Genomic DNA, 14,697 nt, shown 5'->3' with positions numbered 1-14,697 from the left:
TTTAATAATATTTTTCTAAACGCTTATTTATGTATGTATATTAGCAATTCTATACAAAATTTACCACTTTATCGTTTATAAAACTATTATTTCTATATTCTTCAATAAAAATGCGATACAAAACCCTTTCATTTATTAATGTTTGTACACAAATGCCATCAGAACAAACTATATAGTTATGACCCTTAAATTCAAATTCATGCTCCTTAGCCTTAATAGTATTAATCATAAGTTTATTAAAAGTATTAATTTCTTTAACAACATTTTTTTGTTCAATATCCTCTTTGTTTTCAACATCAATTATCATAATACAACTTCCTCTCTATATTATTTAGATCTTATTTAATTACCCTAATCCATTTAGTACTTATACTATATAACAACTTTTCATTAATTCCTTTGATTTTAATTTGCATTTTTTCTTGATTCTAGCTGCTTCTTCAGTCAATTCGAATATACTTGTATAAGACTTATTTTTATTGATTACAATGGCAATAGATATACTCATTAACGGATAATTTTCATTAATGTTATTCCTATTAAAAGATTGTATGTATTTATTTTCTCTATCATAATCATTGTAGAAATTTATTATGTTATTATCAAATTCATTTATTATCTCTTCACAAAGATTGTATGCATCATGACCTGGAATTATTGCAACAAAATCATCCCCACCTATATGTCCTAAAAAACTATCTTTATAGAGACATGTGTGTTTTTGAATAACACTTGATGTAAATGATAAAATCCTATCTCCGTTCTCAAACCCATATTTATCATTAAAAGCTTTAAAATCATTTATATCAAAATATAAAAGAGAGAACTTTTTTTTATCAATAATTAACTTAGTGATAAAATCTTCGATAACAACATTTCCAGGCAATCCCGTTAAGGGGTTGGAATATTTTGCTACATTTAATTCAAACTCCATTGTTTTTTCAAGTAACGAAATTACAGGAACCACACCAAAATATTTATCATTTTTTTTAACAATTATATAATCATATAGTTTATTCTCTTCTCTTGATATAACGATTTTTGATACTATGTCTAAGGTGGTATCATAATCAACAATAAGTGGGTTTGAATCCATAATTAAGTGGATAGGTCTTTTCATATATATTGACCATCCATATTGAGTTCCAACCTTTGAAAAAAAATCAGAATTCATTACTACTCCAATTATTGAATAGTTGTTATTAACTATTGAAATACCTCTTATACTGTGGTTACTCTTAAAAAGCTTGTCTATTTCGCTACATGTCGTTGTAGATAAAACTGGGCTCTCTTCTCTTGCAATTTCTCCTATTTTTACATTGGAACTTGGACTAAAACTATGTTTCTTCAAATTAATATTTTTATCAATAATCCTTTTTTTTATTATCTCAGATGTTTCCATTAAATTATCAGCTGGTCTATTTATTAAAAATCCTTGACCATAGTGTACACCTATTTCGATAAGAGTATAAAGATCATTTACATCTTCTATTCCTTCAGCAATAATTTTAGTATTGGTAGAATTTGCGAAATCAACAAAGGATTTAATTATTGCTTTTTTAAAATTGTCCCTAGTTACATTTGTTATTAAACTCATATCCATTTTAATATAGTTTGGTCTTGTCTTTGCAATAGTTGTAAGTCCAGAATAGCCTGTTCCTACATCATCAATAGCTATCTTATATCCCTGATTCTTATAATAATCTATCACTTCACTAAAATTTTCATAACAATCAATTGAGGTTTTTTCAGTAATTTCAAATATAAGTGAGGTTGGACTAATGTTATATTTTGCTAATAATTCCTTAGTAAAACCCTTAATAAAATGATCATCTTTTAAAACAGCAGGGTCTATATTTACAAACAAAAATTTATTAGAATTATGGCTACTAAATGTCTTTATCGCATTTTTTCTGCATGTGATTTCTAAGTCCCAGAGAAGATCATGTGTTTTAGCCGCTTCAAAAAGTATTTCAGGATTTATATACTTACTATCCTTAGGCCCCCTTGTTAGAGCCTCATATCCTATAACCTCTCCCGTTTGCATTGAGATAATCGGCTGAAAAACAGAGCGTAATCTATTACTATAAATAATTTCTCGAAGCTCATCTGACATATAGAATTCCCCCTTAAAATATACCATATAAAGTATATTATCATAATAGTGTTAATATTAGGTTAAGTTCTTTTATGTATACGTTAAAAATTTAAATGTATTTTGTATGAACATATGCTAATTCCTTGCGCAAATGACAAAGACAAGGTAATGTATTAATATGAAATGATTTTATCTTGTCTAATAATAAAAACAAATATAAGGATGTGATATATAATGATTAAAATATGTAAATCAAATGAAAGCTACAAAGAACTTAGTAAAGCCTTGAAAGATAATAATATAGAATTTGAACACAAAAAATGTTTAAGCAAATGTGGTCTATGCCATAAACATCCAATTGCTAAAAACCATGGTGAGTTTATATCTGCTGATAGCGTAGAAAAACTTATTAAAAAATTAAAACAAGACAAATAGTAATAGCGGATAGATTTAATAATCTATCCGCTATTACTATTTTTATAAATCACTCAATTTTATCTGATACTCTTGGTACAAAACCATTTTCTTTCCAATATTCTTTCATACTATGCATTTTTTCTTTAATTTTATCGTCTTTATTTAGTACAAAATTATAAAATTCTTCCTGACTATTAATTTGTTCCTTACCTCTTCTATCAATTCTCGTATAGATTCCATCTTTATTCAAAATTCTAGCTTTTATTGTATCTGATAAAGATATATACAAAATTTCTTTTATTCTATCCCTTGCCTGTTGATCTTCAATTGGAAATAAAAGTTCAACTCTTCGGTCTAAATTTCTAGTCATCCAATCTGCACTTGATAAGTAAATTCCTTCCTGTCCATCGTTATAAAAATAGAAAATGCGACTATGTTCTAAAAATCTACCAACAATACTTCTCACAGTAATATTTTCACTTACACCTGGTATTCCAGGTTTAAGGCAACAAATGCCCCATACTATTAAATCTATTTTCACTCCTGAAGTTGACGCCTTAAATAGAGCCTTAATAATCTCAATATCAACTAATGAGTTAACTTTTATAATAATTCTAGCCTTCTTACCTTTCCTCGCATTTTCAGTTTCCTCAATTATCATTTGTAAAAATCTATCTCTTAACTGTAATGGAGCAAGACTAAATTTATATAAAGCTGTTGGTCTAGAATTCCCAGATAACATATTAAATAGAGCAGATGCATCTGCCCCAAAATAAGGATTCGATGTAAACAGACCAATATCTGTATAAAGCTTTGCAGTGACATCGTTGTAGTTTCCCGTCCCCATATGAACATAACGCTTAATGCCATCTTCTTCACGCCTTACTACTAGCAATATCTTACAATGTGTTTTGAGTCCCACAAGCCCATAAATTACATGACATCCTGATTGTTCTAATTGCTTTGCCCAAACTATGTTATTACTTTCATCAAATCTTGCCTTAAGTTCAACGAGTACAGTAACTTGTTTACCCATCTCTGCCGCCTTTACTAAGGCTTCTATAATAGGTGAATTCCCGCTTACACGATATAATGTATGTTTTATAGCAAGAACGTCAGGATCAACAGCTGCTTGCCTTACTAACTCAACAATCGGGTCAAAGGATTCATATGGATGGTGTAATAAAATATCTTTCTCTGTTATCGCTTCAAATATGTTGTTATATTTTAAAAACTGTTTTGATGACTGCGGTTTTATTGGTTTATATTCTAGTTTCTCATAACCCTTAATCCTTCCAATTTTCATTAAAAAAGTTAAATCTATTTGTCCATTTATTATATACTCCTGATCTTTTGAAATTTCAAGCTCTCTCTCAAGAATTTCAAGCAGTTTATTATTCATACCCTTCTCTATTTCAAGACGCACAGCTTTGCCCCACCTTCGTTGCTTTAAAGATTCTTCAATTGCTTCAAGCAGATCTTCCGCACCTTCTTCATCCAGCGCCATATCTGCATTTCTTGTAATACGATAACAACTTGCATCAACAATTTCATGTCCATTAAAGAGTGACTTTAAGTTCATCTTAATAATATCTTCTAAAAATATAAAAGATAAAGCACCTTCATCTGGAATTTTTACAAATCTATCAAAAACAGAAGGTGCCTTTATTGTTGCAAAGACATTTTCACCCTTATCATTTTTAAGAAGAATTGCAATATTCAAACTCTTATTTGATATCAACGGAAAAGGACTGCTTTGATTAACTAGCATAGGTGTTAGTACAGGAAAAATGTTTTTTGTATAATAGTTTTCAACATAATTAATCTGATCTTTACTTAAATCATTAAATTTCAGAAATTTTATTTTTTCTCTTTCAAGGCCTTTTTTTAAGGACCGATTATAACAACTCGATAAACTAAAAACAAGTTTATGTACTAATATCCCTATTTGCTCCATTTGCTCTGTTGGCGTAAGTCCTGATGGTTCTTTTTCATCAAATTCAGCTGTAATTTGATCCGATAGTGAGCCAACTCTAACCATAAAAAATTCATCTAAATTTGAACTTACGATAGATGCAAACTTTAACCTTTCAAACAATGGATTTGTTGTATCCTGTGCTTCTTCAAGAACCCGTTCATTAAACTGAATCCAACTTAGTTCGCGACTTATAAAATACTTAGGTAATGAATAATCAATCATTTTTTATCCTCTCTTCATATTATTGGTTTAACACCAATTACTTCTTCAAAAAAATCTACATACTTTGAAAAATTCCATTCCTCTAAAATAATATCTCCCTTAGATTTTAAGTTAAAAAAAATATTATCCCTTGTTTCTAGTAGCTTGATTTCCTTTATTTTTTGCATATGTGATATATCTAAAGCTTCTGATAATTTTAATATTGCCGCTAATGTGGATACAATCATTTTATCAACATCACTTAAAGCCCTATAATTATTATGCGCCTTTATAGGAATTTCCTCTGAGTGGTACCTTGCTGCACTTGCAATAATTTCAATAGCAATATCGGAAAACCCAACAATACTCTGAGCTCTTATTATATTATAAGAATGGAAATTATGATTATTCGCACTTATAAAACCACCCACATCATGAAGTATTGCTGCAACCTGGAGATAAAGCCGTTCTCGTTCCCCTAACTTATGTAAGCTTTTTGTATGATCAAAAATTTCAAGCGATAATTTTTCAACAAAAGTCGCATGTTCTTTATCAATTTGATATTTTTCTCCTATATACCAAACGGAACTTATGATATCGTGTATTAATTCTTCTTTTCGTGGAATATTTAGTATTTCATCAGATAAATCATATAAAATTCCTTGCCTAAGTGATAATTTAGGAATTTGAATTACCTCTGCTTTAGTCATCTTAAGAAAGCAATAAAAAATAAGTATCGATGGTAGCAAAAGTTCTGCTGTCTTATTAGAAAGTCCAAAGGTGGTCTTAATTTGGAAATTATCCATGTTACTAATTTCCTTTGTAAGTGATAATAATGCTTCCTTTTTAATGTAATAGTCCTTCTTATTAGCTCCACTCTTTTTTCTTATAATTCCACAGATTGTATTTAACTCTCCTCCTAGTCCTAAAAAATGATTAATTTCAAATTTTTTAATTTGAGGCTTAAGTGTATATATTTTACTTTCTATATACTGCTGCATAGTCTCTGAAAATTCAATTGTCTTTGCTTCTAAATCAGATAAAGACTCTCTTATTTTTAAAGATCCAATTTTAACATGCTCTGTAAACTTTAATCTACCATCTTCATAAATTGATGTCTCCACTGCGCCAGAAGTAATATTAACAATTAGATATTGTTCTGATTTTTTAATATCTATTGAGTTTACATGGTTTCTAACCGCTTTTAACATATAAAATTGTTCTTCTGCTACGTTTATTGATTCAACATTTAACCCTGTTCTAAGTCGTATTTGTTCTAAGACATATTGTTTGTTTTCAGCTTCTCTCATACCACTAGTTGCTACTGCTTTGTAAAACTTAATTTTATAATCATTCATAAGTCTAACAAACCCATTTAAATCATCACAAGTCTCATGAATTGTCTTAACAGAAATTCTAGCTTTAGAAAATGTATCTTTTCCTATTTTTGTAGGTTTTACTACCTCATCTAAAATTATAATTTCCCCTTGCTTATTTATTTCTCCAATTGTCATTTTTAGATAGTTAGCACCTAGATCAATAGCCGCAATTATCTTCCATGCTTGTGATATACTCATAAAAAATCTCCTTTGTATAAAAAAATTCATATATAATGATACTACTATAATGCATGTTATTATACAATAATGTATATTATATTTAACGAAACTTTAACCTAACTTTAACCATAAAAAAACATTTATTTGTAGTGTCATATTTATTAACACTTGCAAATATTATAACTATTAATTATTATAGACATAAGTTGTATAATAAATCAATTTCAAAGGGGAATAATAAAAATGAAAAAAATAGCCATAATTGATATAGGATCAAATTCTATACGTCTAGTAATTGTTCAAATAAACAAAGATAATTCCTTTAGAATAGTAGATGAAATTAAAAAGAGTGTTCGCCTTGGCAAAGATATGACCATAAATGGAGAATTAAACCCCTCTAGAATTGATAATGCTATTTCTACTTTAGCTTTCTTTAAACGGTTGTGTTTTATTCAAGATATAAGTGAAATTTTAGCTGTTGCTACAGAAGCTGTCCGTAAAGCCACCAATCAAATTGAATTTTTAACCCGTGTTAAATCGGAACTTTCTATTGATATTCGCGTTTTAACTGGTATTGAAGAAGCTTATTATGATTATTTTGGGGCTATCAACAGTATGGATTTTTCTGATGCACTAATAATGGATATTGGTGGAAGTAGTTCAGAATTAATTTTAGTAAAAAACAGAAAATTAAAAGCTTCCATAAGTTTACCTTTTGGTGCCATAAATCTCACAGAAAAATTTTCACTTCAAAAGGTCATGAATGATAAAAGCGAAGCTGAAATTAAAACATTTCTTACTTCACTTTATAAAGATATTCCTTGGCTAAAAGAAGTTAAAAATATACCCATAATTGGGATCGGTGGTACCATAAGAAATGTTGGTAAACTCCATAAGAAAAAAACTAATTATCCTATAGATAATCTTCATAATTATATAATTCCTACAAATGAAGTTATAACCATCTATGATCAGGTTAAAGTTAAAGATTCTTATCAAAGGAAAAAGCTTAAGGGACTCTCAAAAGAAAGAGCCGATATTTTTGTTGGTGCTGCTGCATCTTTAGTTACCTTAATTGAATACCTCGATATAAAAGAACTCCATATTAGCGGAAGTGGTCTTCGCGATGGTGTTTTATATGAATATATCTTTAATAGTAAAATACCTTTAGATGATGTTCTTGATTTCTCTCTTAATAATCACTTACTTAATTATAAAATTGACATTAAACATCCGAGTCACGTATGGATGTTAACTAAAACCCTGTACAGTGAGATTAATGAAATTATCGACATACCAATAAACCCTTATAAAATTTTAAAAACTGCAGCAATGCTTCACGATATAGGGATTGTGATAAGTTATTTTGATCATCATAAACATTCTTCCTATATGATTGCAAACTCTAAAATTAATGGACTTACTCATAAAGAGCAACTAATGGCATCATACGTAGCTGCACTTCATAGAAAAAATGAATTTAAAATTGACTTGAAATTGCACCAAAATTTAATAACTAAACAAGATTTAGAGATAATAGATAAATTAAGCGTACTATTACGTATCAGCGAGAGTCTGGATAGTTGCTTAAATGGGAATATACAATTTATTAGTTGCAACATTGGATTAGATACTGTAACCATAACCGTTAACGCAAAAGCAGATCCACTACTTGAAATAAGTGCAGCAATGCAATGCTGTTCATCATTTGAAAAAACATATAATAAGAAATTGATAATAAAATAATATACACTACATGCATATAAAAAGGCACCTACTTTTTCGTAGATGCCTTTTTATATTAAGTAAACTTAGTTCCTTATTATTACTTATTATTTAGATCTAAAGTTTACTGCAACTATCTCTAATAATTAGTTTTGTGCTTAGTTTAATTCTGTTAACCTTTTGATTGTTATTATCTATTAAGTCCAAAAGCATTTTTGCAGCATTTTCCCCAAGTAAATACATATTTTGATCTACTGTTGTAATTTTGGGTTCAACTATATTCGAAATACAAATGTTATCAAATCCAATTATTGAAACCTCCTTAGGTACATCGAGATTCATTTTTTTACAAGCATTTAAAACTCCGAGTGCCATTAAATCATTACAGGCAAATACAGCAATAGGTGCTTTTAAGTTTTCTAGTTCTTTTCTCATTATATTCATTGTTCCATCAACAGTATCGTAACTATTGCCTTCACCGATATCTATAATTTTCTTTTGAACAGTTAATTTATTTTCTTCCATGAATTTAATATAAACGGTTTCTTTTATGTCATATGAGTAACTCCCTTTTCCTCGTACAAATATTATATTTTCATGTCCAAGTTTTAAAAGATACTCCATTGCTTGCATTGCACCATTTGCTTCATCATTAAGTACAAAATTACACTCTATGTCCTTATTATATCCATTGATTGATACAAGTGGTATATCTTTTCCTGCCATTTCATAAAACCCACTCCTCATATTTTCTGTTTTAGGGTCAATTACTATAATTCCATCTACTTGTCTTCCCATAAGCGATCTTATATATTTTATTTCTTCCGAAGCGTTATCAGCTGTATCACAAAGGTAAATTGAATAACCATTTATTCTAAGTTCATATTCGATAGCTTTAATTACAGTTGGAAAGAATAAATTGTCTATGCTTGGAACTAGAATTCCTATTGTTTTTGTGTTTTGACAAATTAGTGATCTTGCCAATGTGTTAGGACTAAAGTTCAATTTTTCTACAGCTTTTTCAACTCTAATTTTAGTTTCTTCTTTAACAGGATAATTTTTATTCATAACTCTTGATACAGTACTCATGGAAACATTAGCTTCCCTTGCGACATCTCGTATACTCGCTTTCATTTTTACCTCCTATAAAGTAAGGAAATTTACACATATTATATTAAATCAACTAATTAATCATATATGAAAATATTACTATTTAAATTAAAATTTTTAAAGAGAAAGCTGCCTCAATTTTTTGTCATGAGGCAGCTTTCTAGTATTAATAATGCTTTAATTATTAACTTAAATTAGTTTCCTTTTGCTAATGATGCTTCTAATTCTTTTACTATTTCAGCATGTTTCTTTTCTGTCAATTTAATTTTGAATAAAAAGATAACAGCGGAGATAATCATTAATGCTGCTGGTAAATAGAAAGCATACATTTTAAATGTTACAATACTTTGAGATGTTATATCACTTGCTTGTGCATTTCCAATCATACCACACGTTACTGATATAAAACCTACGATACCATTAGATAAAGCACCTGCGAGTTTATCTAATAATGGACGAAGAGATAAAGTTACTGCTTCATTACGAACTCCATTTTTCCATTGTCCGTATTCAACTGAGTCACTGATTGTCATAAGTACTGATAGAAAAATTAATTGATACGGGAAATAGAAGAATACTAGACCTATAATAATAACTGCCATTGAACTTGATGATACTACGGAAAGTATCAAATATCCAATTAACATTGATAAAATACCAATTATGTAAACATATTTTCTTGAAATAAATTTAGTGACAATTGGGTAAAGTGGAACGGATACAATGCCACAAATTGCAGCTACAATACCTACAATTGAAAAAGCTGATATATTACCGATTACATATTGGAAGTAAAGCATTAATACGGCTGTTGTAGCTACATACCCAATAGCAAATAAAAGATATGATAGTGCCAACCACATTAATTGATCGTTTTTAGTAAGTGCAGTAAAGACATCTTTAAATGAAGTTTTCCCTTGTTGCTTACGTAAAACACTTTCTTGTTCTTTTGTGCCAAGAGCTACAATCCAACTTGTAACACCATAGATTATTGCAGCTATTAAACCAAAAGCGAACCATCCGCTAGCTCCTTGACCAGACTTACCAGTAACTATTAATGTAAAGAATGAAACTATAGGAATTACTGCTAGTGTTGTTCCGTTTGCACCTAATGATGAAGCGAAACGTCCGAATGTTGCTAATTTTCCACGTTCTGCCGAATCATCACTAAGTGCAGGGATTATTGACCAAAATGCAATATCTTTAAATGAAAAAGAACAGTCTAATATGATGAAAACAATAATAAATAGAATTGTAAATAAAGTTTGGTTACTTGTTGCTAGTCCAAAGAAGTTAGTAAATAACATTGCTAAGCAAATTGCACTGATTGTTCCACCAATACAAAGCCATGGACGGAATTTTCCCCATTTAGTTTTAGTGTTGTCTATAACGCTACCAATAATTGGATCAAAGATAATTTCAATTAGTCTGATACCTACAACTAATGAGGTAACTAACCCTATCATTTTCATCTGAGTTTCCTTTGGAGCTCCTGCAAACATAGCTTTTGTAACGAAAATCATGAAATATGTTGATAATGCTTGGTAAAAAATATCATGGCCGAATGCACCTGCTGCAAATGCAAATCTTTGTTTCATTTGGTTCACTTGTTTCATTTTTATTTCCTCCTTGTATATTGAATAATGTTAACGCTATCTTTGTTTTATTTATACTTTCTTTTTACTTTTGTAGAAATAGTCCATCGGGGATATCATCTACTAAAATATCCATTTTTCAAGTAACATGTCCACAATATTACCTCCAAACTTTTTATAGGAAAACCTTTTCTGTACTGCTAAATTAAATACGCACTTTTACAAGTACGCTTATTTAGCTAAAAAAATTATGTAAAATTAAATAATTCCTTTTAGGAAAACCTTTTCTTTCTTTTTATATTCTAGCATATATTAGTCGTTTACACAATACTATTTTATTTTACAATTATATATTTATTTCATCAGCGTATAATTATATATTATTTAGTCATTCATTTTGCTTAGACATATAATCGTATAAATGTAAAAAAGATAGTAAAACCTTATTTAAAAGTTTTACTATCTTTTTCCATATTTATTTTATTTTAAATTTATTAAAAGTTCTCCAGCCTTTACCTGTTGTCCTTCTTTTACATTGATTAACTCAACTACACCTGCCTTTGAGGCAATTACTCTAGTCTCCATTTTCATAGCCTCGACTACCATTAATTGTTGATTTTCAGTTACTTTATCTCCCTCTGCTACAAGGATAGATATAACTGTTCCTGGTATTGGAGATCCAACCTCTAAAGGATTTGACGGATCTGCCATTTGTGACATTTGGTAATTTAACACAGCCTTGTTGTTTTTGTCTTTGATTTTTATTTCACGTCTATTTCCATCAACCTCAAACACAAGAACTTTATTACCTTCTAAATCTAATTTACTAATATGAAGCAATTTTATCATATGGGTTTTTCCATCCGCAATTTCAGCCTCACAGGTTTCACCCTCATTTAATCCGTGGAAGAAAATATCGCTTCCAATTCTGCTTAAATCTCCATACTCCTGAATATATTTAATATAGTTATCAAATACATCTGGATATAATGAATAACTTAATATATCTTTTTTAGTTGGAGTTATATTAAATTTTTCTATTAAGTGTTTCTCCACCATATTAAAATCTTCATCTGGCAATAATTCACCTGGTCTACCTGTAATTGGATCTTCACCCTTTAAAACTAATTTTTGAAGTTTCTCTGGAAATCCTCCCATTGGTTGACCCATCATTCCTTTAAAGTATGATACAACAGAATCTGGGAAGGACATTTTAATTGCTTTTTCATATATATTTTCTGGTGTAAGGTCATTTTGGACCATAAATATTGCAAAATCTCCAACCATCTTAGAAGATGGAGTTACCTTTACAATATCCCCTACCATATCATTTACAACTTTATATGTCTCTTTAATTTCATTGAATTTATGCCCAAGACCGAAACTCTCTACCTGTGGTTTAAGATTAGAGTATTGACCTCCTGGGATTTCATATCTATAAATTTCAGCTGAACCAGAATTCAAATCTGATTTAAATTGGTCATAAACTGGTCTTACAGCATCCCAATAATCTGAAATCCCCTGAATTCCTTTAAGATCTATTCCAGTATCTCTGTCAGTATTTTTAAGTGCTGCAACAACTGAGTTTAAAGCTGGCTGACTAGTAAGACCTGACATGCTATTAAATGCAGTATCTACAATATCAACACCTGCTTGAGCTGCCATTAAAACTGTAGCAACACCATTTCCTGTAGTATCATGAGTATGAAGATGAATAGGCATTCCTACCTCTTGCTTTAAGGCATTAATTAGCTTAAATGCAGCATGAGGTTTAAGAAGTGCTGACATATCTTTTATACCTAATATATGAGCCCCTGTTTTTTCAATTTCCTTTGCAAGTTTTATATAATAATCCAAATTATATTTATTCTTTTTATCATTTAATATATCGCCTGTATAACAAATACAAGCTTCTGCAACCTTCTCACTTTTAAGAACCTCATCTATTGATGTTTCCATTCCTTTAAGCCAATTTAGTGAATCAAATATTCTAAATACATCAACACCACTACTCGCTGATTCTTTAATAAATTCACGAACTATATTATCAGGATAATTCTTATAACCTACTGCATTCGCTCCACGAATAAGCATCTGAAAAAGTACATTAGGAATTTTCTTTCTAAGTTGTGTTAATCTCTCCCAAGGAGATTCATTCAAATATCTATATGCAACATCAAAAGTAGCTCCTCCCCACATTTCAAGAGAAAACAAATCAGTTCCATAAACAGAGGTAGCAGTTGCTATCTTTAACATGTCCTTTGTTCTCACCCTAGTTGCCATTAATGATTGTTGAGCATCTCTCATTGTTGTATCAGTTAATAACAATTTGTTTTGTCCTTTAATCCATTTTAAAAGTCCTTCTGTCCCCTGAAGATCTAATATTTGTTTTGTTCCACTAAGTTCATTTGGCATTATGATTTTTGGAACTACTGGTACATCATAAAGTTTTTTAATACCATTGTTTTCATTAACCATTTTTTCACCAATAAATTTTAAAACTCTACTTTCTTCATCTGCCTGAGGTGTAATAGATATAAGTTCAGGATTTTCTTCAATAAAATTTGTATTACATTCGCCCTTAAGGAAAGTAGGATGATTCAATACATTAATTAAAAAACCTATATTAGTCTTTACTCCTGTAATTCTAGTTTCCTCTACAGCTCTTATAGACTTCTTTATGGCATCTTTAAAAGTTCTAGACCATGATATGTTTTTTACAAGTAAACTATCATAATAAGGACTAATTATAGCTCCGGCGAAGCCATTACCTCCATCTAGTCTTATTCCAAAACCAGAACCTGTTCTATATTCTTCTATTTTCCCTGTATCTGGCGCAAAATTATTAGAAGGATCTTCTGTTGTTATACGACACTGAATAGAAAATCCATTAACTTGTACATCCTCTTGTGAATTAATTCCTATTTCGTGTGAATTTAAAGCATAATCTTCTGCTATAAGTATCTGACTTTGAACTATGTCAATACCAGTTACCATTTCTGTAACGGTATGTTCAACTTGAATTCTAGGATTCATTTCTATAAAATAATGATTTCCCTTAGTATCTACTAAGAACTCCAATGTACCAGCACTTCTATAATTTACTGATTTAGCAATTTTTAATGCATCATTACAAATTTCATCTCTTTTTTTCTGTGATATTGAAAATGCAGGAGTATATTCTACTACCTTTTGATGCCTTCTTTGGATAGAACAATCACGCTCATGTAAATGAACAATATTTCCAAACTTGTCTCCAAGAACCTGAACTTCTATATGTTTAGATTTTTCAAGATATTTTTCTACATAAAGGTGGTCTATACCAAAGGCTTTTTTTGCTTCATTTTTAGCACTTATATAAGATGATGCTAATTCACTGGCATCGCGTACAATTCGCATTCCTCGGCCTCCGCCACCAGCGACTGCCTTTAGCATAACAGGATATCCACATTTTTCTGCGAGTTCCTTTGCCTCGTCTATTGTTTCAACTTCTTTTTTATCTCCAGGTATCGTAGGAACTCCCACCGCATTTGCAACAATCTTAGATTTAATTTTGTCTCCAAGACTATCCATCATAACCGCCGTAGGTCCTATAAATTCAATACCTGCTTTAGCACATTTAATTGCGAATTCAGGATTCTCTGATAAAAAACCATACCCTGGATGAATAGCATCTACACCTTTTTTAAGCGCAATACTTATTATCTCCTCGATATTTAAATATGCCTCAACAGGACTTCTATTTTTCCCAATTAGATATGCCTCATCTGCCTTAGTTTTGAATAGAGAATATTTATCCTCATTAGAGTAAATTGCAACCGTACGAATTCCAAGCTCATTACAAGCTCTAAAAATTCTTATTGCAATTTCACCTCTATTTGCTACTAGTACTCTTTTAAACTTTCTCACTTTCATTACCCCCTATATAGCCTTTTGTCCATTATATTATTCATTAATCATTATTAACTAGAATACATGATTTTCACCTAAAATGCAATAAAATAAGTCTAATAT

General features: G+C 30.0%; 9 protein-coding genes. 2 read left to right on the top strand and 7 right to left on the bottom strand.

Translation table 11 applies throughout. The features are described 5' to 3' along the window. Window positions 1-49: 49 nt before the first annotated feature. Together KPL54_RS14610 and KPL54_RS14605 are read right to left on the bottom strand one after the other, a co-directional pair. On the bottom strand, window positions 50-307 hold the full coding sequence (locus KPL54_RS14610; RefSeq protein ID WP_216107247.1) for a hypothetical protein: 258 nt from the start codon (window positions 305-307) through the stop codon (window positions 50-52). 60 nt (window positions 308-367) lie between these two features. Continuing rightward, on the bottom strand, window positions 368-2,116 hold the full coding sequence (locus KPL54_RS14605) for a GGDEF domain-containing protein (RefSeq protein WP_216107246.1): 1,749 nt from the start codon (window positions 2,114-2,116) through the stop codon (window positions 368-370). 216 nt (window positions 2,117-2,332) lie between these two features. Between KPL54_RS14605 and KPL54_RS14600 the strand changes: the two genes are divergently transcribed. Beyond that, window positions 2,333-2,533 carry a DUF1450 domain-containing protein gene (locus KPL54_RS14600; protein ID WP_216107245.1) on the top strand — a complete coding sequence of 67 codons (201 nt, stop codon included), beginning with the start codon at window positions 2,333-2,335 and terminating at the stop codon, window positions 2,531-2,533. Window positions 2,534-2,582: 49 nt separating this feature from the next. Here KPL54_RS14600 and KPL54_RS14595 read toward each other — a convergent pair whose 3' ends face one another. Both KPL54_RS14595 and KPL54_RS14590 read right to left on the bottom strand, forming a co-directional pair. Continuing rightward, the gene (locus KPL54_RS14595) at window positions 2,583-4,715 is read right to left on the bottom strand and encodes an RNA degradosome polyphosphate kinase (RefSeq protein WP_216107244.1); all 2,133 of its coding nucleotides are present in this window, start codon (window positions 4,713-4,715) and stop codon (window positions 2,583-2,585) included. 14 nt (window positions 4,716-4,729) lie between these two features. Continuing rightward, the gene (locus tag KPL54_RS14590) at window positions 4,730-6,271 is read right to left on the bottom strand and encodes a Ppx/GppA phosphatase family protein (protein WP_216107243.1); all 1,542 of its coding nucleotides are present in this window, start codon (window positions 6,269-6,271) and stop codon (window positions 4,730-4,732) included. Between the two features lie 225 nt (window positions 6,272-6,496). Here KPL54_RS14590 and ppx point away from each other — a divergent pair, with 225 nt between their 5' ends. Continuing rightward, window positions 6,497-7,999, top strand: a complete 1,503-nt coding sequence (gene ppx / locus KPL54_RS14585; protein WP_216107242.1) for an exopolyphosphatase — start codon at window positions 6,497-6,499, stop codon at window positions 7,997-7,999. Window positions 8,000-8,095: 96 nt separating this feature from the next. On the opposite strand, the gene KPL54_RS14580 is transcribed toward ppx, so the two are convergent. From KPL54_RS14580 to KPL54_RS14570, 3 genes are all read right to left on the bottom strand, one after another. Beyond that, window positions 8,096-9,112, bottom strand: coding sequence for a LacI family DNA-binding transcriptional regulator (locus KPL54_RS14580; RefSeq protein ID WP_216107241.1), 1,017 nt, complete (start codon window positions 9,110-9,112; stop codon window positions 8,096-8,098). A 170-nt stretch (window positions 9,113-9,282) separates the two neighbouring features. Next, window positions 9,283-10,704: a glycoside-pentoside-hexuronide (GPH):cation symporter gene (locus KPL54_RS14575; protein ID WP_253203481.1), complete on the bottom strand. Its 1,422-nt coding sequence runs from the start codon at window positions 10,702-10,704 to the stop codon at window positions 9,283-9,285. Window positions 10,705-11,163: 459 nt separating this feature from the next. Beyond that, window positions 11,164-14,592 (bottom strand): pyruvate carboxylase, encoded by a 3,429-nt coding sequence (locus tag KPL54_RS14570; RefSeq protein WP_216107240.1) that lies wholly within the window; start codon window positions 14,590-14,592, stop codon window positions 11,164-11,166. Between the last annotated feature and the right edge of the window lie 105 nt (window positions 14,593-14,697).

Source organism: Clostridium estertheticum, assembly GCF_018861295.1.
In the GTDB taxonomy this organism is placed as follows: domain Bacteria; phylum Bacillota; class Clostridia; order Clostridiales; family Clostridiaceae; genus Clostridium_AD; species Clostridium_AD estertheticum_D.
This window is presented reverse-complemented; position numbering and strand designations above follow the sequence as displayed.